Consider the following 22,630-nt stretch of genomic DNA (forward strand, 5'->3'; position numbering starts at 1 on the left):
GCGGGTCAGGGCCGGGGGCCCAGCCCCGCCGCGTCCGCCGCGGCCGTCCCGTCCAGCCAGCCCGCCTCGTCCGTGACCCCCCGCACCCGGCTCACGGTCGTCGAGGGGAACATCCGGTCCGCCTCCGACACGACCGCGACGTCCCGCTCGGCGAGCACCGGCAGGAGCGAGCCGCCGGCCTCCGCCGTCACCTGCTCCGCGGTCCGCGCGAGCCGGTGGCCGAGCCTGCTGGCGTACGCGGTGAGGAACGACTGCCGGAACGTCTTCGTCCGCTTGCGGCCGCCCGCACGCTGGGCCGCCTCGGCGCTCGTCATCGCGGCCGTCCCCTGGACCAGGAGGGAGGTGTGGAGCAGTTCGACGACTTCCAGATCGGGTTCGAAGCCGACGACCGTGGAGAAGCCGAAGGCGCTGTTCCAGACGGCGCGGCAGCGGTTCGCGGTGGCGACCGCGTCGAGGAGCACCGCCTTGGCGTCCTCGTAGGGGGCGTCGACCCCGATACGGCAGGCTGCCGGGGTGTCCGTGACGCGCCCCTCGGCCGCTAGCCGCGCCTCGTCGATGCTGTGCCGCGCCATCAGCTCCTGGGCCTTCCCGCTGAGCGCCTCGGCCTCTGCCGCGTAGTCCGTCGCCTCCGCCTTGGCGAGCAGTGCGCGGATGCGGGTGAGCATGCGCGGCTCGGCATGGTGGTGCGGCGGCAGCAGCGCCTCCACGCCCGGCGCCGGCCCCACAGGTTCGATGGCCGGGAGGCGCAGGAGCAGCCGGTACAGCTCCAGGACCGCGGTCGCGTACGAGAAGCGGTCCGCCTGCCAGAGCGGTGCGGCCAGTTCGTCGAGCTGGGCCTGCCAGCGGGGCGGCAACCGCTCGTACGCCCGCGCCTCCCCCTCGGCCAGCGCCACCAGCAACCGGAGGTGCCGGTCTTCCAGGTCACGCCGGACGAGCCGTGCGACGTCCGCGGGCTGCCAGCCCCGCTGCCAGGCCCGGCGCAGGAACTCCTCGCCCCGGCGGGCGAGCTCCGCGTCGGCCGCCGGGTCGGCGGCGAGCAGGGAGGCACCGGTGTCCAGGCCCGCGTCGCCGTCGCTGTAGAGCGCCGCGGCGAAGGCCCGGTCGGTCACCGTGTCCATACCGTTCTCCATGGGCCAAGGGTAGGTCTGGCCCTGCCCCGGTCCGGCCCGGCCAGTGGTCGCGGCCGGAGCCACCGGGACCGCGCCGCGCCGCCCGTCGTGGTGTCGCCCGGCCCATGATCACCTCAGGACCGGATGCGCGGCACACCCCTGTCCACAGCCTGTGGACAGTGAATCGCCGCGCGGACTCCGCGCGCTCGGCACGGTGGGCGGATTCGGTACGGCGACGGGCCCCCGCCCCGGCGCGCCGGGGCGGGACACCCGCCAGGCTCACACCTTCAGCACCAGCTTCCCCCTCACGTGCCCCTCCTCGCTCAGCGTCTGCGCCTGCACGGCCTGCTCCAGCGGAAACACCTTCGCGACCTCCACCCGCAGCGTGCCGTCCGCCGCCAGCAGGGCCTGTCCGGCCAGGATCGACTTCGCGTCGGGCGAGACGGGACCAGCGCTGAAGGTCACGCCCAGATCGGCCGCCGCCACGTCGGCGATCGTCACGATCCGGTCCGTCGTGCCCCCGCGCAGCTCGATCGAGTCCGGGAGCGCCCCCTTGCCCGCGACGTCGAAGACCGCGTCCACGCCCTGTGGGGCGATCGCCCGGACACGCTCGACGAGCCCTTCGCCGTACGTCACGGGCGTCGCGCCGAGCACCCGCAGGAAGTCGTGGTTGGCCTCGGACGCGGTGGCGATGACCGTAGCGCCGCGGGCCACCGCGAGCTGGACGCCGATCGAACCGACAGCGCCGGCCGCGCCGTTCACGAGCAGCGTCTCGCCGTTCCCCAGTTTCAGCAGGTTCAGCACGCGCTCCGACGTCTCACCGGCGATCGGCAGGGCGACCGCCGCCTCCCAGGCGAGGGCGGCGGGCTTGGGCGCGAAGGTCTCGGCGAGGGCGTACGGCGCGTACGAACCGGTGACGCTCCAGCCCACGACCTGGTCGCCGACCGCGACCCCGGTGACGCCGTCGCCGACCTCGTCCACGGTCCCGGCGACCTCCGCGCCGGGGATCGCGGGCAGCGCGGTCGGGAACGCCTCTTCCATCCACCCGCTGCGGATCTTGTAGTCCAGCGCGTTCACCCCGGCGGCGGCCACCTTCAGACGGACCTGGCCGGGCCCCGCATGCGGCTCGGGGACCTCCTTGAACCGCAGTACACCGGGGCCGCCGAACTCATCAAAAACGATCGCTTCCATGGTGTCTCCTCCATCAGTCGCACGTCCGGCCGCCGTACAGCCCAGCAGCCCGGCAGTCCCACAGCCGCAGCAGCAGCCAAGAGCCGTCCTGTCTGCTGCAACGCAGAAGACGTCCCGCCCCTTCCGCGTTCCGGGCCCGGGTTCCCGAAGGCACCGGTTCCAGAACCGGCCGGTTGTCAGTGCGGGCTGCAACACTCGACCGCATGGCCGACCGGTGGGCTCTGGCGACGGCGGAGGGCGGCGGGGCACACCTCGCGCCACTCCGCGACGACGGGCTGCCCGCCGGGGACGTGGTGCACGAGCCGGATCTGGCCGAGGCCGTCAGGGCCCGGCCGGACGTCGGGCGGTGGGTGTGGCGATCGACCGCCGAGGTCTATCCGCGCCTCCTCGCCGCCGGAGTGCGGGTCGAGCGGTGCTACGACATCGAGGACGCGGAGCTGCTGCTGCTCGGCCACGACGGGCGGTACGGCGAGCCCCGCTCGGCCGCCGCGGCCTGGGCCCGCCTCCACCAGGTGCCCGTGCCGGCCGATCCGCGCCCCCGGTCCGCCGTGCCGGGCGCCCAGTCCTCCCTCTTCGAGCCGGCACCCGTCCACATGGAGATCGGCGCGCTCCTGGAGGTGTACGCGGACCAGCTCGTCCGGTACGGGAGAGCCACCCACCCGGACCGAATGCGGCTGCTGACCGCGTCGGAGTCGGCCGGGATGCTGGTCGCGGCCGAAATGCACAGGGACGGGCTGCCCTGGCGCGCCGACGTGCACCGGGCCGTCCTGGACGAGTTGCTCGGCGAGCGGTACGCGGGCGGCGGCGAGCCGCGCCGGATGGCGGAGCTGGCGGACGAGGTGTCCGCGGCCTTCGGGCGGCGGGTCAGGCCGGAGCTGCCCGCCGACGTCGTCAAGGCCTTCGCCCAGGCAGGTATCCGGGTCAAGTCGACCCGGCGCTGGGAGATCGAGGGCATCGCGCACCCGGCGGTGAAGCCCCTGCTCCAGTACAAGAAGCTCTACCGCATCTGGACGGCCCACGGCTGGGGGTGGCTGCAGGACTGGGTGCGCGACGGGCGCTTCCGCCCCGAGTACCAGCCGGGCGGGACCGTCTCCGGGCGATGGACCACCAACGGCGGCGGCGCGCTCCAGATCCCGAAGGTGATCAGGCGGGCGGTCGTCGCGGACGATGGCTGGTGCCTGGTGGTGGCCGACGCCGACCAGATGGAGCCCCGGGTGCTGGCGGCGGTCTCCCGCGACCGGGGGCTGATGGAGGTGGCGGGACACGACGGTGATCTGTACGCGGCGCTCTCCGACCGGGCGTTCAGCGGAGACCGCGCACACGCCAAGCTCGCACTGCTCGGCGCGGTCTACGGCCAGACGTCCGGGGACGGCCTGAAGAACCTCGCGGCGCTGCGGCGCCGGTTCCCGGCGGCCGTGGCCTACGTCGACGAGGCGGCGAGAGCGGGCGAGGAAGGGCGGCTCGTACGGACGTGGCTGGGGAGGACCAGCCCACCGGCGGCCGGGGCCGAGGACGGCGACGAGGCGGGCATCCCGCAGGAGGACCCGCCCCACGGCCGGTTCCCGCAGGCCGGACCCCGCTCGTCGGACGCGCGCGCCTGGGGCCGCTTCACCCGGAACTTCGTGGTGCAGGGCAGTGCGGCCGACTGGGCGCTGCTCATGCTGGCCGCGCTGCGCCGCGCCCTCCACACGGCGGGGCTCCGCGCCGAGCTGGTCTTCTTCCAGCACGACGAGGTGATCGTGCACTGCCCGCAGGACGAGGCGCCGCAGGTGACCGAGGCGATCCGAGCGGCAGGCGAGCTGGCCGGGCGGATCGCCTTCGGGGAGACACCGGTGCGGTTTCCGTTCACGACGGCGGTGGTCCGCTGCTACGCCGACGCGAAATGACCGGATCCCGGCACGGACCGGCCCGGCAGAGCCCCGGCAGCCGGACGGCTTACCCGGCGGGGGCGGCCGGGTACGCGCTCACACCCTCCCCGGGCGGATCCGTGACGCCAGGACAGCGATGTCGTCCGTGGCGTCGTGGCCGAACCGGTCCAGCACCTCGTCCAGCAGCCCTTCGAGGGTCCCGCCGACCGGGAGCCGCAGACTCGCCAGCCGGCCCACGGACAGATCGATGTCCTCGTCCCGGCGCTCCACCAGGCCGTCGGTGTACATGAACAGGACGGTCCCCGGGCCGCAGGGCAGCGAGACGGTCTCGTAGCCGCCGAGCCCCGTGCCGAGCGGTGGCCCGACCGGGATGCGGGCGACCACGGCGTCCGTGCCCCGGTCGATGAACACCGGCGGCAGATGCCCCGCGCTGGCCACCTGGCACACCCCGTGGAAGCGGTCCACGACTGCCAGCAGGCAGGTGGCCGCCCGGTCGATGCCCGCCTTCTCCACCATCAGGTCGAGCCGCTCCAGGATCTGGTGCGGCGGCATGTCGTCCTGGGCGAGCAGCCGCACCATGGAGCGGTAGTGGCTCATCGCCACGGCGGCGTCGACCCCGTGGCCCATCACATCGCCCATCACCTTCAGATGACGGTCGCCCGACAGGGGCACGACGTCGAACCAGTCGCCGCCGACCTCCGCACCCTGGCCGACCGGCAGATAGCGGGTGGCGATCTCGATGTGCGGGTGGGGTTCGCGCGGCTCGGAGAGCAGGGCGCGCTGCAGTTCCAGGGCGATGCCGTGCTCGCGCGTGTAGCGGCGGGCGTGGTCGAGGTCGACGGCCGCCCGGACCGCCAGCTCTCTGGCGACCATCACGTCCTGGTCGGTGAAGGCGGGCGAGTCCCCAGCCCGTACGAGTGCCAGACAGCCCAGCGGACGGGACCGGGAGGTGAGCGGCACGACGCACACGGAGTGGAAGCCGAGTGCGCGGTAGACGGCCACCCGCTCGGGGCTGGGGGCGGAGCGGCTCAGCTGGGTGTCGGTGGAGAGGTTCTGCAGGACCGGCTGGTTCGTCTCCAGACAGAGCGGGATGGTCCCGCCCTCCTGATAGTCGGCGTACTGCCCCGGCTCCCCGAACTGCCGCACCGCGTCCGCCAGCCCCGGTACGGCGGCAAGCCCCGCCCTGCGCAGCCGGACCACCCCGGCGGGCGGGGGCCGTACGGACATCCCGATCTCCGGCGCGAACACCTCGACGCTCGCCACGTCGGCGAGCTCGGGGATCACGAAGTCGGCCAGCTCGTCGCAGGTGGTGTCCATGTCGAGCGTGGTCCCGATCAGATTGGACGCCGTGTCCAGCATCGACAGGCGCCGGCTGACCCGTTCGTACTCCACGTGACGGCGCCGCGGCGCCTTCACCTCCAGCAGGATCAGGACGAGTCCGCGGACCTCACCGCCCTGCTCGAAACGGTGGCAGGCGCCCTGCCAGAACCACAGCCCGTGGCGTTCCGATGCGGGTGTACGGCCACTGGACTCCAGCTCACGGGCCCGGCCGTCGGCGAGGACCTCGCGCAGGAGGTCCGTCGGTACGTTCAGATCGGGAAGGATCTCCGCCGCGGTACGGCCGACATGCTCAGCGGCCGAAACGCCGTTCATGCGTTCGAGCGCCGGGTTGACGTAGCGAAAGCGCAGCTCCGTGTCGAGCACCGCGACACCGGCCGCGGTACCCCCCAGCATCGCTGCGAGGCTGTCCAGGCCGAGCGGGGTCGGTACGTCCGGCGCATCGGCGCACACGGGGCCTCCCGGGCGGATCGGTGGTCGCCCTGACCTCCATGGTCGGCCGCCGGAGCGCCCGGCGCATCCGCCGGGACGGCGCACGGCCCCGGCCGGCCGTCAGCGGCGCCCGGCGCCGCCGTCCGCCGGCCGGGCAACGGTCACGCCGGCTCCACCGCGAACAGCGCCTCCCGCACCGCACGCACCGCTCCGTCGCCGGCGGCGTCCCAGCCGCGCACTTCGACGGTGACGCTCTCGCCGGGCAGCAGTGTCACCAGCCCCCGGTCGGCGACTGCCTCCGGGGCCAGCCGGTCGGCCTGGAGCAGCAGGTCGCGCAGCAGGGTCCTGGCGGTGACCACCACGTCGACGCGGCCCTCGTGCCGGACCAGCTCCAGGTCGAAATCGGGCACCGGCCAGGCGAATGCGAGGTCGCGCACCGGGAAGTGCAGCGCCCGTGACCCGTCCGCGTCGGCGACCAGGAACTCCTCGGCCGACCCCGCGTCCGGGAGGAGCGCGGCGGGCACCACCGTGTGCCCGACCGCGCGGGCCGGGGCCGACAGCTCCAGCGCGGCCTCGGCCAGTACCTTCCCGTCCGCCGCCATACGGCGTACCCGCACCTCGGTGTGCCACGGCCGGGCCGACTGGTTGACGGCGACCACCGCGGGGCCGCCGTTCCGTGTCTGTACGGTCAGCAGCCGGTCGGCGTAGACGCGGCGCAGCTCGTGGAAGAGCGGCTTGCGGCGTCCGTCGCCGTCGATGGCGGACCAGGACGTCACCGGCCAGCAGTCGTTGAGCTGCCAGACGACCGTGCCCGCGCAGACCGGCCACTGGGCGCGCCAGTGCTCGATGCCGGTGGCGATGGCGCGGGCCTGGTTGACCTGGGTGAGGTAGTGCCAGCGGTCGAAGTCCACGGGGACCGCGAAGTGCCGGGCGAGCCCGCGCTCCAGTTTGCCGTTGCCGTCGGCGGCCTTCTGGTGGTGGAGCATGCCGGGCGAGTCCGCCGCGAGCTCCTCGCCGGGCAGTGCCCGGCGCAGTGTCGCGTACGCGGGCGGGGCCTGCCAGCCGAACTCGGCCGCGAACCGGGGCGTCTGTTCCAGGTAGTCGGTGTAGTCGGTGCGGTTCCAGACCTCCCAGGAGTGCGAGGTGCCGTGCGCCGGGTCGTTGGGGTGGTGGTCCCAGGAGCCGGACCAGGGGCTGCCCGCCGTATAGGGCCGGGTCGGGTCGGTCTCGGCGACGACGCGCGGCAGCAGCCCGAGGTAGTACCCCTCGCCCCAGGAGTCGCCGGCCAGCTCCTCCTCCCACTGCCAGTCGCGGAACCCCCAGAGGTTCTCGTTGTTGCCGTTCCACAGGACCAGGGAGGCGTGCGGCATCAGCCGGGTGACGTTCTCCCTGGCCTCGGCCTCCACCTCGGAGCGCAGCGGCTGTTCCTCCGGGTAGGCGGCGCAGGCGAAGAGGAAGTCCTGCCAGACCATCAGCCCCAGTTCGTCGCAGATGTCGTAGAAGACGTCCGACTCGTAGATACCACCGCCCCAGACCCTGATCAGGTCGACACCCGCCTCGGTGGCCTGCGTGAGGCGGGTGCGGTACCGCTCGGGGGTGATGCGGGAGGGGAACACGTCGTCGGGGATCCAGTTGACGCCGCGGGCGAAGATCCGCTCACCGTTGACGACCAGCGTGAATCCGGTGCCGTGCTCGTCGGCCGAGGTGTCGAGTGCGACGGTACGGAAGCCGATCCGGCGCGACCAGCTGTCGAGTTCGGCGCCGGACGCGTCACGGAGAACCAACTCGCACTCGTACAGCGGCTGTTCACCGTACCCGCGGGGCCACCAGAGGGCGGCGTCGGCCACCTCGGCGGTCACGGTGGCCTGCGTACCGTCGAAGCTGACGGACGACCGGACGTCCGCGGGAGCCGCGTCGCTCCTGGATGAGCCGGTGTCCGCGGATGAGCCGCCGGGGTGCCCGGCGGCTCGGACGCGCAGTTCCGCGGTGAGCGGCCGCCCGGCGCCGGAGGACGTGCGCTCCACAGCGACCCGTATCCCGACCCGGCCGGTCCCCTCGTCGACGGTGACCAGGGGGCGGACGTCCGACAGCCGGGCCTTCGACCAGTGTTCGAGCCGCACCGGCTTCCAGATACCGGCGGTGACCAGCGTCGGCCCCCAGTCCCAGCCGAAGGAACAGGCCATCTTGCGGATGTACTGGAACGGCTCCGGATAGGAGTTGGGGCGCTCCCCCACCTGGGCACGGACCGCGTCCGCCTCGGTGTAGGCGGAGGTGAAGAGCACGGAGAGCGGGACCGCGGGGCCCGCCCCTCCGGTCATGCCGCTGACGTCGAAGCGGTAGCCGCGGTGCATGTTGCGGGTCCGGCCGACGACCTCGCCGCCGACCATGACCGTGGCCGCCGTGTCGAGTCCGTCGAAGACCAGATCGGTGCGCTCGTGGTCGCTGTCGCCCGCGGGGAGCACCGTGTCGTACTGCCAGTCCGCCCGGCCCACCCACTCCACATCCTTCTCGTTGCGGGAGAGGAACGGGTCGGGGATCACCCCGGCGGCCAGCAGATCGGTGTGCACGCAACCGGGCACCTCCGCGGGGAGGGCGGCCGACTCGTGCCGCAGCGTCCAGCCTGCGGAAAGGGGGGCGACGTCCTTCATACGGCAGCTCCGTTCACGGCGGTCCATGGCATGGCTCGGCTTGCCCGGCCCTGCTCGGCTCGGGAGCGGCGCCGGGCGTGGACAACGTTGTCCAGCCTATGCGGAGGTGCGCGTGGCCGATCCGGCGGGAAGAGGCCCGCACTGGAGCACACTCCAGCTCATACCGTCGTGAACCGCCGCACCGCACCACACACACCGCCCGGCCGAAGGGGACCACCGTGCGTGAGCCGCTGTCCGGCAGGCAGCCGCTGTTCGGCAGCCCCGCACGACTTTCTGCGGGAGCCGGGCACCGCGCGGACGGTGTGCGGGGAGCGCTGGGCGGACCTCGCGGGTACGGTCGTCCTGACTGCGGCCCTCGCGCTCCTCGTCGTCCCGCTGATCGAGGGACGCGAGGCGGGATGGCCGGCGTGGACGTGGGCCGGCATGGCAGCGGGGATACTCGCCCTGCTCTGTTTCGCCCGGGTGGAGAACCGGGTCGCGGCAGGCGGCGGCTCACCCCTCGTACGTCCGGGCCTGGTCCGCGAACGCTCCTTCGCGGTCGGGATGCTGCTGGTGCTCCTCGCCTACTCCGGCATCAACTCGTTCTTCCTGGTGCTCTCGGTCACCGTGCAGGACGGCCTCGGGCTCGGCCCTCTCGGCGCGGGCGTGTTCTACCTCCCCTTCGCCGTGGCGTTCTTCACCGGCAGCGTCGTCGCCGGGCGAACGGCCCGGCACGGACGGCAGCTTCTCCGGACGGGGGCCCTGATCCTCGCCGCCGGCCACGCGGCCGCGGTCGCGGTGGCCCTGTACGCGGGCGCCACGCTGTCCGCACAGCTCCTCGCGGGACCGCTGCTCGTGATCGGCCTGGGCAACGGCCTGCTCGTCACCCCGCTGCTGCACAACGTGCTGTCCCGCATCCGCCCGGCGGAGACCGGCATGGCATCCGGTGTGCTCTCCACCGGTCAGCAGGTGGGCGGCGCCGTCGGGGTCGCCCTCGTCGGTGTTCTCTTCTACGGCACGCTCGGCGACGCCGCCCACCACGATGCCGGCGCCTACGGCCACGCCCTGACCTGCGCGCTGGCCCTCAACATCGCCCTGGACGCCGCGATCCTCGCCCTCCTGCGCCTCCTGCCGGACGACCTCGCACCCCCGCAGGCGCGCTGAGAGCGGTACGTCCCCGTTCCGGGCCCCGCGCGGGGCCCGGAACGGGTTCACCGGACCATGCCGACGTCAGCTCCGGAGCGGTTCACCCGACTGCCGGCAACGGGCCGCCGAGCAGAAAGCTTCCAGCGGAGCCGTCGGGCGTCCGCCAGGAATTACGGGGCGTCCCTCACCGGGGGTGGACCGTCTCCCTCCACGGCGCCCGTGACGATGTGGCGGATCGTCTCCATCGGCAGTTTGGGAGTCCCGTCGGAGAACAGCAGCCCGTTGGTCTCCTGCGCCGTGTCCATGAACTGCGTGTAGCAGAAGCCCGCGACGAGCGGGCTCTTCCGCAGCTCGCCGAAGAGCCCGCCGAGCAGCTCCGCGTACTGGGCGGCGGAACGCGTCTGCGTGTAGAAGAAGTCGTCGTCCCCGCCGTCCAGCGAGAGACCGCCGAACTCCGTGATCATCAAGGGTGCTTCACCCGCGTCGAATCGTTCCGTCTGACGCGCGCGGAGTGAGATGACACGCCCCTGCGGCCCCCGGCCCGCCAGCACCGCGGCGAAACCGGTGGCGTCTCCGTAGCGCTCCTTCAGCACGTCCGCTTCACCGGTGTAGTCGTGCACACCCAGGATGTCGCTGTCCGTGTGCTCCCAGCCCTCGTTGGACATCACGGGACGGGTCGGGTCGACGGCCCGGGTCAGGGCGGCCAGCGCCATGGAGTACTGCTGCTGTGCGGGTTCGCGCGCGACGTCGGAGAGGCCCCAGCTCTCGTTGACGGGGACCCAGGTGACGATCGAGGGGTGGCTGCGGTCACGCCGTACGAGGTCCAGCCATTCGCGGGTCAGCAACTCGACCGCGTCCGTGCCGAATTCGTAGGCCGCCCCGGTCTCGCCCCACACGAGCAGGCCCAGCCGGTCGGCCCAGTACAGGAATCTCGGGTCCTCGGCCTTCTGGTGGACCCGGACCGCGTTGAAGCCCATCTCCTTGATCAGCTCGACCTCGCGGCGCAGCTCGCCGGTACCGCTGTTCGCGAGCAGGGTGCGGGGCCGGTAGCCCTGATTCAGGACGGAACGCACGTAGCAGGGACGGTCGTTCAGCAGGAAGGAGCCGCCTGCGACACTCGCGCTCCGCAACCCCAGATAGCTGTCCACCCGGTCGGCCGACCGGGGCGCGGCGGGGTCGCGCACGGTTACCCGCGCGTCCACCAGTGTGGGCGAATCAGGACTCCACCACAGCGCCTCCCGGTCGATGCCGTTGCGCAGGGCGGGGATCTCGACGTCGATCCTGATGCGACGGCCGGTGGTCACACGGGAGGTCTCGGCCAGTACGCGGTCGCCGAGGCTGAGCACGATGTCGACCGTGAGCGGCCCGGACAGCCGGCGGGAGAGCGTGAGTTCGGCCACGGCTCCGCGGTTCGGGTCGGGAATCCAGGCGAGGTCGGTGATGTGCTGCTCGGGGACGGTCTCGGTCCACACGCTCTGCCAGATGCCACTGGTCCGCTCGTACCAGACGGCGTGCGGCCGCTCCTGCCAGTCCTGCTTGCCGCGCGGGACGCTGAGGTCGGCCGGGTCGTCCTCGGCGCGGACGACGAGTACGTGCTCGTCGGCGTCCGGCCGCATCGCGTCCGTCACATCAGCGGTGAACGGTGTCTGCCCGCCGACGTGTTCGGCCACCAGCCGGCCGTCGAGCCAGACCCGGGCACGGTGGTCGACCGCACCGAAGTGGATCAGTGTCCGGCCGCCGGACGCGGCGTCCGGGACCAGGGTGTCGTGGGCGATGCGGCGGCGGTACCAGACGATCGGGTGCGGCGCGGTCTCGCCTATCCCGGATGCCGGCGCCTCAGGCGGGAAGGGCACCGTGATCTCCCGGTCGAACCCGCCGGCCGCCAGCCCGGAGAACCACGCCTCGCGCTCCCCCGCGTCGGCGTCGTCGTACCCGAAGTCCCAGATGCCGTCGAGGCTGTCCCACCGCTCACGGCACATGAGCGGCCTCGGATATACGCCCTCCTGTTCACTCGCCCTCACGGCTCCTCCTTCTGCCTCACCGGCCACCGGGTTTCGTACAATCGAATTCCGCTCATCATGAGTGAAGCTTTGCATCGATGCAAGGAATCCAGATCGCACGTCGTCGGCCGCCGTCGACGGGAACCGACCGAGGGGGACGCGCCGGTGGGCAGGGTACGGATGCGGGACGTGGCCGAGCACGCCGGTGTATCGGTGCGGACCGTGTCCAACGTGGTCAGCGGCTACACGCATGTCAGCCCGGAGATGCGCGCCCGGGTGCAGCACTCGCTGGACGCGCTGGGCTACAAGATGGACTACCTGGCCCGCGGCCTGCGTTCGGGCCGCACCGGCTTCATCGCCCTGGCCGTCCCCTACCTCGCCGAGCCGTACTTCGCCGAGCTCGCCCAGGCGGTCGTCCGGGCAGCGGCCCGGCGCGGCATCACGGTGCTCGTGGAGTCGACCGAGGGCGACAGTGAGACCGAACGGCGCATCCTCGCGGGGGGCCTGACCAATGTGGCCGACGGAGTCCTGTTCAGCGCGCTGACCGTGCCGGCCGCCGACGTCGCGTCCACCGCCCCGGACTTTCCGCTGGTCATGCTCGGTGAGCACGATATCGGCGACCGCTTCCCGCGCGTCGGGATCGACAACGTGGCCGCCGCCCGCACCGCCGTGGAACACCTCGTGGCCCAGGGCTGCCGTCGCATCGTCGCCCTCGGCCGCAACGGCAGCGAGAACGGCCGCCAGCGCGCCGAGGGCTACCGGCAGGCCCTGTCGGCGGCCGGCGTGCGGCGGGTGAACTGGCTGGTGGAGCCGGTGAAGGACTGGAACAGGGCGCAGGGCCACGAGGCCGTGCGCCGGCTCCTGGACGGCAGCGGCCCACTGCCGGACGCGATCTTCGCCTTCAACGACGCACTGGCCGTGGGCGCCCTGCACGCACTGAACGCCTCCGGCGTCCGGGTGCCCGACGACATCGCGCTCGCGAGCATCGACAACGTCCCGGAGTCCGCGTACACCCACCCGCCGCTCACCTCGATCGCGCCCGACCTCGACGTGATCGCGGAGCGGGCGCTCACCCTGCTCGACGAGCAGACCGGCCGGCAGCCGGGCGGCGAGGACACCGGACCGGGCTCGGCGCGGCGCGAGTCGACCCCCTTCCGACTGGTCGTACGCGAGTCCTCGCAGCGGCAGCGCACCGCCTGACCCCGGCGGGCCCGGGACCGCGCCCGCCACCCCCTCCTCCGGCCACCCGCCGCACGCCCGGCCGCACGCCGCCGTCGCCCGCGGTGCCCGGTCGGACGCACTCACCTATTGCAACGATGCAAATCGTATGCCAAGGTCTGCGCCATCGAGTTCACATCGAAGTGACGAGGTGGATACCCCTATGAGCGGAGTGATGGCGCGCCGGCGCTTCCTGGCTCTCGGCGGCGGCCTGGCCCTGGCCGGCGGACTGTCCGCGTGCTCGTCCCCGCTGGCCTCCGGTCTGACGGGGTCTCAGCCGGACCCTGCCGACGTCATCTTCTGGAACCTGTTCACCGGCGGCGACGGCGCGAACATGACGCTGATGGAGAACGCCTTCCGGAAGGGCCATCCCCGAACGACGGTCGAAGCGACCATCCTCGGCTGGGGAAACCCGTACTACACGAAGCTGGCCCTGGCCACGGCCAGCGGCACCCCGCCCGACGTCGGCATCTCCCATCTGTCGCGGCTGCCGCTGCTGGCGGCCGCCGGCCTGCTGGAGCCGGTGTCCGAAACGGGCGTCGCCGACCTGGGTGTCAGCGAGGACCACTTCACCCCGGCAGCCTGGAAGAAGGCCACCGTGAACGGCACGCCGTACGCGGTGCCGCTGGACACCCACCCGTTCGTCCTCTTCTACAACGTCGACCTGGCGGAGAAGGCGGGCCTGCTCAACGCCGCAGGTGACGGGCTGAAGCCCATGAAGGGCAGAGCCGCCTTCACCGAAGCGGTGAAGGCGATGAAGGATGCGGGCGCCCAGTACGGCGCCGCGATGTCCATCACCGCCGATCCGTCCACCGCCTGGCGCTGGTTCAGCATGATCTACTCCGGTCTCGCAGGCCCTCTCGTCACCGGCTCGGGCACCACGATCGACATCGACGCCGAGGCGATGCAGGAGACGTTCGACTTCATGCAGAGCCTGACCGGGTCCGGCCTGATGCCGGGAAGCCTCAACGGTTCGGGCGCGAACGCGCTGTTCAGCACGGGCAAGGCGGGCTTCCTGTTCGACGGCGAGTGGCAGATCCCCTCGTACCGGCTCGTCAAGGACTTCCACTTCAACGTCGTGCCGTTCCCCGCGCTCCTCGGACCCGAGCCGGTGGCGTACGCCGACTCGCACGCGCTGGTCGTCCCGCGCAACCCGAACCGTTCACCGGCCCGAGCCGCGCACGCGGCGCAGTTCATCAAGAGCCTGCTCGACAACAGTGCCGTCTGGGCGCACGGCGGCCATGTTCCGGCCTGGCTCCCCAGCCAGCACAGCAAGGCATTCCTCGGCCAGTCCCCGCAACGCAACTACGTGCAGGCGGCGTTCAACGCCCAGTACGACCCCGTGGCCTGGTACACCGGCGCCGGATCGGACTTCCAGAACACCGTGGGCGCGACGGTCATCGAGGTCCTGACCGGGCGGCTGGGTCCGAAGAAGGCCGTCGCCGCCATGCGGGCGGACCTCAAGCGATACACCACGGCCCGACCACCGGTCACGATGAAGTAGGAGGCAGCCCCATGACGACCGTCGCCCCGACGCGACCGGCCCGGCGCCCGGTGCCCGCACGGACCACGCACGGCAGGGCGCCCCGCTCCGACCGGCGGGCGGGCCTGCTGTTCAGCACGCCCTTCCTGGTCATCTGTCTGCTGTTCCTGGCCGGCCCTTTGCTGATGGGCGTCGTGCTGAGCTTCTTCAACACGACCACGGTCAAGGACGGTCCGGGCGACTGGGTGGGGCTGTCCAACTACACGAAGGTGCTGGCGGATTCCCTCTTCTGGGACGCCATGTGGCACTCGGTCCTCTTCACCCTGATCACCACCCCGCTCCTGGTGGCGCTCGCGCTGCTCTTCGCCGTCCTCGCGTCCCGGATCCGGCGCGGCCGGGTCTTCTACCGCCTGGCGTTCTTCGCCCCGTACGTGGTGCCGTCGTCCGTGGTCGCCCTGATCTTCCTGTGGATGTACACACCCGAAGTCGGCCTGCTGCCCAAGCTGTTCGGCGCGGTCGGTCTGCCGGTTCCCGACTTCATCGGCAGTACGTCCGGCGGCTGGACCGCGGTGATCCTCATGACGCTGTGGTGGACCTTCGGCTTCAACTTCGTCCTCTACACGGCCGCCATCCAGGACGTACCGACGGATGTGTACGAGGCCGCGGCCATCGACGGGGCGAGCCCCTGGCAGCAGATCCGGCTCATCACCGTGCCTCTGCTGCACCCGACCACCGGACTCGTGCTGATCCTCCAGATCCTGGCCTCGCTGAAGGTCTTCGACCAGATCTATCTGCTGCTTTCCGGCGGTCCCGACCAGTCGACGCGGCCAGTCATCGAGTACATCTACGACACCGGCTTCACCTCCTACCGGGGTGGCTACGGCGCCGCCGCCACCATGGTCTATTTCGTCATCATCGTCGCGGTCTCGACAGCCTGGTACGGGCTGCGCCGCAGGCACGCGACCACGGCCGCGACGCGCACCGCGGTCTGAGCGGAGGACATCTTGAGCAGCATCACCCAGCCGCGGCGGACCAGTCCGGGCGGAACACCCACCGTCAACGGCGCGAAACTCTTCAACCGGCTCTGCGTCACCTGTCTCACCCTCTTCGCGCTGATCTGGCTCGTCCCCTTCGCCTGGGCGCTCATCACCTCGCTCCGCCCGGACGGCTCGATCACCCAGAAACCGACGTCGCCGTTCGCGGGCGGCTGGTCCCTCCACGCGTACTCGTACGCGTGGGACACGTATCCGATCGGCTCCTGGTACCTCAACAGCCTGGTCATCGGGGTACTCGCGGTGATCTTCACCGTGGCGTTCTGCTCGATGGCTGGCTTCGCCCTGGCGTTCCTGCGCTTCCCCGGCCGCACCGCCGTCATGGCGCTGGTCACAGCGGGGCTGATGCTGCCCACCGAGGCGCTGATCCTGCCGCAGTTCATCGAGTACCGGTCACTGCATCTGCTCGGCACCTACTGGGCGCTGGTGCTGCCGTCGGTCGCGGCGCCGGTTTCGGTCTTCATCTTCCAGGCGTTCTTCAAGGGGATACCGGTCCCGCTGATCGAGGCCGCGCGCATCGACGGGGCGAGCTGGTGGCGGGTCTACTGGACCATCTGCATGCCGATCTGCCGCCCCGCCGTCTCCACGGTGTCGATCCTGACGTTCATCAACTCCTGGAACGCGTTCCTGTGGCCTCTGCTGGTGCTGAACCAGACCAAGTCCCAGACGATCCCGGTGGGTCTGGCGTCCCTGGTGAACAACAGCAACATCCAGTACGCGGAGGTCATGGCGTCCTCCGTACTCGGATTCCTGCCGCTGATCGCGGTGTTCCTGGTCTTCCAGCGGCGGATCGTCCAGGGCGTGGCCACGGCCGGCATCAAGTAGTCAAGTAACGTCCCGGTCGCGGCGGGGCACGGGCCGGCAGGCGGGCTCCGCCCCGCCAACAGGCGGGGCGGGCACATCCGGCGGTCACCGCGGCGGCGCGTGCGTCACCGGAGCTGGATGTCTCCCGACCGCGTCGGTACGGCGTCCAGCGCGGTGAGCGTCGCACCGTCGAGCACGATCGCACCCGCGTCGACATTCGCCTGAAGGTGCCCGGCGTCCGCGGTGCCCGGGATGAGCAGGACGTTCGGGGCGTGGTGGAGCAGCCAGGCGAGTCCGACCTGCGCGGGGGTGCTGCCCAGGGCCTTCGCCGCCGCCACGACGGCCGGCTCGTCGGCCACCTTCGGCATGCCGGGGAAGGCGCTGCCGAGCGGGAAGTACGGCACCCAGGCGATGCCCTCGGCGACGCAGAGGCCGAGCATGTCCTCGTCGTCGCGTGCGACCAGGCTGTAGGCGTTCTGCACACAGGCGATTCCGGCGGGGATTCCCCGCCGCAGGACGTCCATGCTCACGCTGCTGAGACCGATCGCGCCGATCTTGCCCTCGTCGCGCATCGCCACCATGACCGCGAGCTGGTCGTCGAGGTCGACCACTTGGCCGCCCTCCGCCTTGAGGCCGGGCCCGCTGTCCGCGCGGCGGAGGTTCACCAGCGGGATCCGGTCAAGGCCGAGGCTCTTGAGGTTGTCCTCGACGCTCGCCCGCAGTTCATCGGGCCGCTGGGCGAGCCGCATCGGTGCGGGGCCGCCGGGGTCGGGGGTGGCGCCGACCTTGCTGACGACGAGGACGCCGTCCTCGGGGCGGACGACCTCACGGATGACGTCGTTGGCGAAACCGTCGCCGTAGAACTGGGCCGTGTCGATGTGGTCGGTGCCGAGCTCGACCGCGCGCCGCAGGACCGCGACAGCCGCGGCCCGGTCGCCCCGCAGACGCTCCAGCTGCATCGCCCCGTACCCGATGCGCGAGACCGTGCGGCCTGCGAGCGGGCCGGGACCGCCGGGACGCGGGGCTCCGGTCGCCGTGGTGCCGGCGGAGGCAGTACCGGAAGAAGGGGTGCCGGACGAAGGGTTGATGGGAGAAGGGTTGCCTGTGGGGCTCATGGAAATCCCGTCCTCATGCGACGATGGAGAAAGCGGAGGAGTCTCCGTTATTCGACTGTAGCACTACCGGAGGGTCCTCCGTTTTGCCTTCACCCGAACCGCCCCCATCCACCGGCGCATCCGGTCGGCCCGCCGGGCCCGCCCGCCCGGCCCGCGCCGACGCCCGGCGCAACCGCGAGAAACTCCTCGCCGCCGCCGGCGCCGCCTTCACTGCCGCCGACGACACCGTCCCGCTCGAGGCCATCGCACGGGAGGCCGGGGTCGGCATCGGCACGCTCTACCGGCACTTCCCCACTCGCGAGGCACTCGTCGAAGCGGTCTACGCAGCCGAGCTCGATGACGTCACGTCCAGCGCCCCGGTCCTGCTCGCCGAGCTGTCCCCGGAGGCCGCTCTCCGGGCATGGGTGGACCGGTACGCGGCGTTCGTCGCGACGAAGCGGGGGATGATCGACACGCTTCGCGCCGGCTGGGCGTCGGGCAGCATGGCGACACCGACCACCCGGGAACGCATCACCGCCGCACTCGCGATGATCCTCGCCGAGGGCGCGCGGACGGGTTCGTTCCGCACGGATGTCGACCCCGAGGACATCACCGCCCTGCTCTTCGGAGTCTTCCTCTCCACAGCGGCCAGCAACAGCCCGGAACAGAACGGTCGCCTCTTCGAGCTCGTCATCGACGCGCTGCGCCCGATGGGTGGCCGGTAGACGGACAGGGGCGCAGGTGCAGGCGGGCGCTCAGCCGGTGGGCGCCGTCAGGACGTGGGCCTGGTAGGCGGTCTGGAAATCCTGGGGGGTCACAGCGCCGGAGGCCATGGAGAAGTAGAGGTCGGCGAGGTCCGGGTGATCTGCCAGCCGGCGCAGGTACGCCAGGCCCGCCTCGTCGAAGTCGTTCAGGTCGGCGGCGGCCAGGGCCGCGCGGTAGCCGCTCTGCGCGACGCTCCGCAGGGTGGCGGCGTACTCGGCCAGCGCCCGGTCCTGGGCTGGGACCGAGGCGAGGGTGTCCGCGAGCAACTGCGCCTGAAGGAAGGCGTCGGTGATGCCCCAGGCGGTGATCGAGTCCTTGTGCACCGCCGCGTCGCCCACCAGCGCCCACCCCGGGCCCGCGGCCTGCCGGATGAAGTTCTGCTGGTCGCCCGTTCCGTACAGCCGCTCGGTCGGCCCGGCCGAGCGCAGCCGCTCGTAGAGTTCGCCGTTGTGCTCGCGGATGGTCTCCAGGTAGACCTCCAGGGGCCGCTGCCGGGCCCGCGCGAACTCGCGCTGTCGCAGATAACAAGCCACGATGGTGGCGTCGTTGGTGGCGGCCGAGCCGACCAGCACACCGTCGGCGCGAGTCATCGACATCACGTTGTCCGACGGCACGTCCCAGAACGCGTAGTAGGCGCAGCTCTTGGGTGCGGCGCTGGTCAGCACACCGGCCCGGACCTGACGCGCCACCCGGGAGCGCATCCCGTCCGCTCCGACCACCAGGCCGGCGTGCTCGCTCACCCAGCCGCCACCGGCCGTGCGGCAGCGCACACCGGTCACTCGGCCGCCGGTGAAGAGCAGCTCACCGACGTTGGTGGCGTCCCGGAACTCGGCCCCGGCCGCCACCGCGGCCTCGACCAGCAGCTGGTCCAGCAGGTGGCGGCGCGGCGCGTAGTTGATCCGCTGATCGCTCACCGGACGGCTCGACCCGGTCACGGTTATTCCGGCGGCCCGGTACGAGACCCGCTCCAGCGGCGGGCAGCCGGTGGCGCGCAGCCGGTCCAGCAGGCCCCAGTCGGCGAGCACGGCAACGCCGGGCAGCTGGATGTACAGCGTGGACAGGGTGTCCTCCGGGAAGGCCGCCCGGTCCAGCAGCAGCACCCGGCGCCCCTGCCTGGCCAGCAGCATCGCTGTGCCGGCGCCGGCGCAGCGGGCCCCGACGACGATCACGTCATAGCTGCTCATCGGCCGTCTTCCGGTCCTGGGCCCACTCGTCCAGCTCGCGGAGCACCGAGCTCAGTGGTGGGCACAGCCAGCCGTCCATCTTCTTCGTCGTCACACTCATGCCCGGCTTGGGCGGTATGACCTTGACACCGGGGCGCGCGTCGAGCGCCGCCACATGGCCGGACATCGCCGGGGACTCCCAGCCACCCGGCGGCAGCGAAGGGGCCACGCCGATCGGCGCACTGGTGCAGTGCAGCGCCAGCAAGCTGGGTGAGTCCGCCAGACCCAGCGCCAGCCGGGCGGTGTAGTGCATGGTCGCGGGCCAGACCACCGCCAGCTGGGCCCAGCGCGACCACTCCACGTGCCGCGCGCCCGAGGTGTCGGCTCCGGGCTCCCAGGCGTCGTCCAGCACGGGCCGCCCGGAGATCATGTGCAGCGCCTCCTTGCTGACGAACTGTCCGGCCGCCCGGGTCAGCACCACCTGAATCTCCAGCGAGGGCTGCTGATGGCGCACCCAGGTCAGCTGGGTGGGAAGGTGGGCGACCATGATCGAACCGGTCGCCACCACCAGTAGCCGGTCGCTGCGCAGCGAGAGCCGCCGGGTGTCCGGCGCCGCCTGCCCGGTCCGCTCCTCGCTCATGCTCCGGCCCCCGTCGGCCCCTCGACCAGCACGCTGCCCAGGTGCGTGCCGCCACCGGGCAGGCGCACCAGACCGGCCCGGGTGTCGAGGACCGCCCGGTACCCGGCCTCACGCAGCACTGTCCGCACCGTCTGCGCGCCCCAGCCGACCTGCACCAGCAGTGCCCCGAGGCCGGCTCCGGCCACGGCCGGGTCGCCGAACCAGAGCAGCGCGGCCGGCGCCCGCAGGCCGTCCAGCTGCGCGGGCGGACCCGGAAGTGGCGCGGCCTCCCCCGGGAAGTAGAGCCCGGGGGCCGTGCCATCCGCTCGCGGTACGCCGATCAGCACCTTGAGGTGCGGCCCGAACTGGTCGTTCAGCCATTGGCCACACTGGTCCAGGGCCGGACGGAGATCCTGCCGGGAGACTTCCCCCGGCCCGGTGAGCGCCACCGGCCCGGGTTCCGCCGTAGCGAGGTCCGGGGGCCCGAGCCGCAAAGCCCGGTAGTAGAGATCCGCCTCAGTGGCCAGTGACATGCTCACCCTCCCGGTACACGCCGACCACTACGGCCGGCACCTCCTGATCCGCCCTCAGCTCCAGCAGTTCGCGCAGCTCGGGATCGCACCGCGTCGTCACCCGGAGCCGGCATCCCACGGCCGCCCGGTGCAGTTGGGCCAGCGTCACCCCGGCCTGCAGCTGGGCCAGCCGGTAGCTCTCCGCACCGCGCTCTTCGTACCGCCGCACCGGCGCGGCGACCAGCACCAGGACCGCTGCCGGCTCTCCCGGCAGACCGAGCGGCACCGGACCCGCGCTCGCCCGGGTGGCCGCCAGCTGCCGGGAATCCGGGTCGTAGAGGTGCACCGGATACGCCAACTCCGGTACGCCCAGCAGGTAGATGTCGACGTCCTCGGTCACCGCGGCCCCATTCAGCAATGTCCGCAGGTAGGGCGGCAGCCGGTCCAGCGGCAGCTTCGGCGAGGCCTCGTACTCGGGCCGGATCCGCGAGACGGGGCTGCCGGCGCCGCTCGGCCGCTCGGCCCAAGGCGTCCAGGCGGCCGCACGCTCATAACGCGTGGCCACCAGGCCGTCCGCCTCCGGCGCCTCCGGGAGGCACCGCGCGCAACCCGGCTCAGGGCCGAGCACCAGCACCTCCTCGCGGAAGTCGGCCAGCGCGATACGGACGACTCTGCCCACCGTGGCGGGCGGAGTGATCATGCTCAGCAGCGCCAGCACCTCCGCACAGACCAGCCCGGCAGCCAGCTCCACGACATCCGCGGGCAGCGCCCCGGCCGTCGCCGCCCCGCCGGCCTGCGACCAGCAGCCGGGACAGCTGGTCCAGCGCGGGTGGAAGAACGGTCCGAGCTGAAGCCGCTCGCCGTCCCCGGCGAACCGGAGCACTGGCGTGCCCCGCCGCCACAGCTCCGCGGCCGAAGCAGCGAACTCGACAGGATCCTGCTCGCAGACCACCACCAGCTGCTGCGCCTCGGCCGGGAGGACGGTCGCCCGCACCGCCCCGGTGACGCCGCTCTCCCGCAGGCAGGAAAGCACCGCCCCGGCGGGCGGGCCGTCTCCCACCACGGTGACCCTGGCGTTCGCGAGCGCTGCCGCGACCGTGCGCACCTCGCCATGACGTCTGGTCAGCGAGAGGCTGCGGGACAGATAGGCGTCCGCCGCGGGGGCCGGCCCCGGGCCCGCCAGGTCCGGGCGGACCCACTCGACCAGGCCGCCCCGGTCAAGCAGTCGCAGCGCCTGGACGATGTCGGGCCGGCGCGCCCCGGTCGCTGCGACGAGGGCGTCGACGTCGTGCTCGCCGTCCAGTCCCGCGAACAGCCGCGGCAGCAACCCGGTGGCCGCGGCGCCGGTGAAGACCTGCCGCTTGGCCACCCCCTCGACGATCACCATGCCGGGGCGCCGGACCACCGCGAGACCACGGGCCAGCCGGGGCCGGCGCCCGGCACCGGGACCCGGCGCGGCGGCCGCCGCGCTCATCGTGCGGCCCCGGCGGCGGCCGTAGCCGACGCCCGCAGAGACCGTGCCACCTCCGCCACCGCCCCGTCGGCGCCCAACCGGTCCTGCTGCCCACATCTCGGGCATCCGTGGCAGCCCAAGGTGCGGTGCGCGGAGATCCGGCTGCCCACCGTGTTGACGGACAGCACCAGCCCTGGTTCCCGCAACCGCAGCGCCTGCTGTGCCAAGCCGACCGCCAGCCGGACGTGGTGCGGCAGATGGCCCCTGATCCCGCACTCCGGATCTGCGGCGTAGGCCTCGGTCAACGCCCGCAGGGTGCCGGAATCCTGCCGGTGCTGCGCCCGGCGGCCCAGATAGCAGCGGTGACACGGCCCGTCCGGCGGCGCCAGCCACGGGCCGACCACCACCCACGGGTGCTCGAACACCACGGGCAGCCAGGGCCGTCCGGCCGCGAAGGCAGCCTCGTCGATGCGCTCGCAGAGCTCATCCAGCGGCCGCCAGAGCGCCACCACCAGAGCACCGGGCGCCCCGGGAAGCTGCCGGCAGCCGGCCGTGATCTCCTCGACGGCCATGGGCGCGGCGCCGAGTTCGCGGCTGAAGCGGTCGCGCACCGCGTTCCCGAAGTCCCCGACGCCGGCCACCCCGACACCGTCCAGCTGTACAGCCTGGGCCATGGGTTCTGCTTCCTCCTCTGGATACGTTGGGCGCAGCCGGCACTCCGGCGCTGCCGCCCCACCCCGTCGCGCCGCGCGACGG

At 72.4% G+C, this 22,630-nt stretch carries 18 protein-coding genes; 7 read left to right on the forward strand and 11 right to left on the reverse strand.

Annotation, left to right across the window (positions count from 1 at the left end; genetic code table 11):
- Positions 1 to 5 precede the first annotated feature (5 nt).
- Together OG584_RS14880 and OG584_RS14885 are read right to left on the reverse strand one after the other, a co-directional pair.
- Complete coding sequence (locus OG584_RS14880; protein ID WP_405784079.1) at positions 6 to 1,118, reverse strand: DUF2786 domain-containing protein; 1,113 nt, start codon at positions 1,116 to 1,118, stop codon at positions 6 to 8.
- A gap of 270 nt (positions 1,119 to 1,388) precedes the next feature.
- The gene (locus tag OG584_RS14885) at positions 1,389 to 2,300 is read right to left on the reverse strand and encodes an NADP-dependent oxidoreductase (protein WP_405778306.1); all 912 of its coding nucleotides are present in this window, start codon (positions 2,298 to 2,300) and stop codon (positions 1,389 to 1,391) included.
- Between the two features lie 203 nt (positions 2,301 to 2,503).
- On the opposite strand from OG584_RS14885, the gene OG584_RS14890 reads away from it, so the two are divergent.
- Positions 2,504 to 4,186, forward strand: a complete 1,683-nt coding sequence (locus tag OG584_RS14890; protein WP_405778307.1) for a bifunctional 3'-5' exonuclease/DNA polymerase — start codon at positions 2,504 to 2,506, stop codon at positions 4,184 to 4,186.
- A gap of 78 nt (positions 4,187 to 4,264) precedes the next feature.
- Here OG584_RS14890 and OG584_RS14895 read toward each other — a convergent pair whose 3' ends face one another.
- Positions 4,265 to 5,902 carry a SpoIIE family protein phosphatase gene (locus tag OG584_RS14895; protein ID WP_405784080.1) on the reverse strand — a complete coding sequence of 546 codons (1,638 nt, stop codon included), beginning with the start codon at positions 5,900 to 5,902 and terminating at the stop codon, positions 4,265 to 4,267.
- 197 nt (positions 5,903 to 6,099) lie between these two features.
- Positions 6,100 to 8,586, reverse strand: a complete 2,487-nt coding sequence (locus OG584_RS14900) for a glycoside hydrolase family 2 protein (RefSeq protein ID WP_405778308.1) — start codon at positions 8,584 to 8,586, stop codon at positions 6,100 to 6,102.
- Between the two features lie 222 nt (positions 8,587 to 8,808).
- Here OG584_RS14900 and OG584_RS14905 point away from each other — a divergent pair, with 222 nt between their 5' ends.
- Positions 8,809 to 9,729: an MFS transporter gene (locus OG584_RS14905; RefSeq protein ID WP_405778309.1), complete on the forward strand. Its 921-nt coding sequence runs from the start codon at positions 8,809 to 8,811 to the stop codon at positions 9,727 to 9,729.
- 152 nt (positions 9,730 to 9,881) lie between these two features.
- On the opposite strand, the gene OG584_RS14910 is transcribed toward OG584_RS14905, so the two are convergent.
- On the reverse strand, positions 9,882 to 11,732 hold the full coding sequence (locus OG584_RS14910; RefSeq protein ID WP_405778310.1) for a glycoside hydrolase family 2 protein: 1,851 nt from the start codon (positions 11,730 to 11,732) through the stop codon (positions 9,882 to 9,884).
- A 159-nt stretch (positions 11,733 to 11,891) separates the two neighbouring features.
- Here OG584_RS14910 and OG584_RS14915 point away from each other — a divergent pair, with 159 nt between their 5' ends.
- From OG584_RS14915 to OG584_RS14930, 4 genes are all read left to right on the forward strand, one after another.
- Positions 11,892 to 12,911, forward strand: coding sequence for a LacI family DNA-binding transcriptional regulator (locus OG584_RS14915; protein ID WP_405784081.1), 1,020 nt, complete (start codon positions 11,892 to 11,894; stop codon positions 12,909 to 12,911).
- A 181-nt stretch (positions 12,912 to 13,092) separates the two neighbouring features.
- Entirely contained in the window at positions 13,093 to 14,433 is a 1,341-nt protein-coding gene (locus tag OG584_RS14920; RefSeq protein ID WP_405778311.1) for an extracellular solute-binding protein, read from the forward strand.
- An 11-nt stretch (positions 14,434 to 14,444) separates the two neighbouring features.
- Positions 14,445 to 15,404, forward strand: a complete 960-nt coding sequence (locus OG584_RS14925; protein WP_405778312.1) for a carbohydrate ABC transporter permease — start codon at positions 14,445 to 14,447, stop codon at positions 15,402 to 15,404.
- Between the two features lie 12 nt (positions 15,405 to 15,416).
- Complete coding sequence (locus OG584_RS14930; RefSeq protein ID WP_405778313.1) at positions 15,417 to 16,289, forward strand: carbohydrate ABC transporter permease; 873 nt, start codon at positions 15,417 to 15,419, stop codon at positions 16,287 to 16,289.
- Positions 16,290 to 16,393: 104 nt separating this feature from the next.
- On the opposite strand, the gene OG584_RS14935 is transcribed toward OG584_RS14930, so the two are convergent.
- A complete protein-coding gene (locus OG584_RS14935; protein ID WP_405778314.1) occupies positions 16,394 to 17,383 on the reverse strand; it encodes an aldo/keto reductase in 990 nt (329 codons plus the stop codon).
- Between the two features lie 83 nt (positions 17,384 to 17,466).
- Here OG584_RS14935 and OG584_RS14940 point away from each other — a divergent pair, with 83 nt between their 5' ends.
- The gene (locus OG584_RS14940) at positions 17,467 to 18,087 is read left to right on the forward strand and encodes a TetR/AcrR family transcriptional regulator (protein ID WP_405778315.1); all 621 of its coding nucleotides are present in this window, start codon (positions 17,467 to 17,469) and stop codon (positions 18,085 to 18,087) included.
- Positions 18,088 to 18,117: 30 nt separating this feature from the next.
- Here OG584_RS14940 and OG584_RS14945 read toward each other — a convergent pair whose 3' ends face one another.
- The 5 genes from OG584_RS14945 to OG584_RS14965 are packed head-to-tail and all read right to left on the reverse strand — an operon-like array spanning position 18,118 to position 22,548.
- On the reverse strand, positions 18,118 to 19,311 hold the full coding sequence (locus OG584_RS14945) for an NAD(P)/FAD-dependent oxidoreductase (protein ID WP_405778316.1): 1,194 nt from the start codon (positions 19,309 to 19,311) through the stop codon (positions 18,118 to 18,120).
- Positions 19,298 to 19,930, reverse strand: a complete 633-nt coding sequence (locus OG584_RS14950; protein ID WP_405778317.1) for a flavoprotein — start codon at positions 19,928 to 19,930, stop codon at positions 19,298 to 19,300. Before OG584_RS14950 ends, OG584_RS14945 begins: the two co-directional genes overlap by 14 nt.
- Entirely contained in the window at positions 19,927 to 20,442 is a 516-nt protein-coding gene (locus OG584_RS14955) for a hypothetical protein (protein ID WP_405778318.1), read from the reverse strand. The genes OG584_RS14950 and OG584_RS14955 overlap by 4 nt, the downstream gene beginning before the upstream one ends.
- Entirely contained in the window at positions 20,426 to 21,895 is a 1,470-nt protein-coding gene (locus OG584_RS14960; RefSeq protein WP_405778319.1) for a hypothetical protein, read from the reverse strand. The genes OG584_RS14955 and OG584_RS14960 overlap by 17 nt, the downstream gene beginning before the upstream one ends.
- Positions 21,892 to 22,548 carry a TOMM precursor leader peptide-binding protein gene (locus tag OG584_RS14965; protein ID WP_405778320.1) on the reverse strand — a complete coding sequence of 219 codons (657 nt, stop codon included), beginning with the start codon at positions 22,546 to 22,548 and terminating at the stop codon, positions 21,892 to 21,894. Before OG584_RS14965 ends, OG584_RS14960 begins: the two co-directional genes overlap by 4 nt.
- Positions 22,549 to 22,630 lie beyond the last annotated feature (82 nt).

Source organism: Streptomyces sp. NBC_00859, from assembly GCF_045161865.1.
GTDB lineage: Bacteria > Actinomycetota > Actinomycetes > Streptomycetales > Streptomycetaceae > Streptomyces.

Coding starts and splice junctions, on each gene's coding strand:
- OG584_RS14880 (WP_405784079.1), bottom strand. CDS start 1,118: ATGGACACGGTGACCGACCGGGCCTTCGCCGCGGCGCTCTACAGCGAC.
- OG584_RS14885 (WP_405778306.1), bottom strand. CDS start 2,300: ATGGAAGCGATCGTTTTTGATGAGTTCGGCGGCCCCGGTGTACTGCGG.
- OG584_RS14890 (WP_405778307.1), top strand. CDS start 2,504: ATGGCCGACCGGTGGGCTCTGGCGACGGCGGAGGGCGGCGGGGCACAC.
- OG584_RS14895 (WP_405784080.1), bottom strand. CDS start 5,902: ATGCTGGGGGGTACCGCGGCCGGTGTCGCGGTGCTCGACACGGAGCTG.
- OG584_RS14900 (WP_405778308.1), bottom strand. CDS start 8,586: ATGAAGGACGTCGCCCCCCTTTCCGCAGGCTGGACGCTGCGGCACGAG.
- OG584_RS14915 (WP_405784081.1), top strand. CDS start 11,892: ATGCGGGACGTGGCCGAGCACGCCGGTGTATCGGTGCGGACCGTGTCC.
- OG584_RS14920 (WP_405778311.1), top strand. CDS start 13,093: ATGAGCGGAGTGATGGCGCGCCGGCGCTTCCTGGCTCTCGGCGGCGGC.
- OG584_RS14925 (WP_405778312.1), top strand. CDS start 14,445: ATGACGACCGTCGCCCCGACGCGACCGGCCCGGCGCCCGGTGCCCGCA.
- OG584_RS14935 (WP_405778314.1), bottom strand. CDS start 17,383: ATGAGCCCCACAGGCAACCCTTCTCCCATCAACCCTTCGTCCGGCACC.
- OG584_RS14945 (WP_405778316.1), bottom strand. CDS start 19,311: ATGAGCAGCTATGACGTGATCGTCGTCGGGGCCCGCTGCGCCGGCGCC.
- OG584_RS14950 (WP_405778317.1), bottom strand. CDS start 19,930: ATGAGCGAGGAGCGGACCGGGCAGGCGGCGCCGGACACCCGGCGGCTC.
- OG584_RS14955 (WP_405778318.1), bottom strand. CDS start 20,442: ATGTCACTGGCCACTGAGGCGGATCTCTACTACCGGGCTTTGCGGCTC.
- OG584_RS14960 (WP_405778319.1), bottom strand. CDS start 21,895: ATGAGCGCGGCGGCCGCCGCGCCGGGTCCCGGTGCCGGGCGCCGGCCC.
- OG584_RS14965 (WP_405778320.1), bottom strand. CDS start 22,548: ATGGCCCAGGCTGTACAGCTGGACGGTGTCGGGGTGGCCGGCGTCGGG.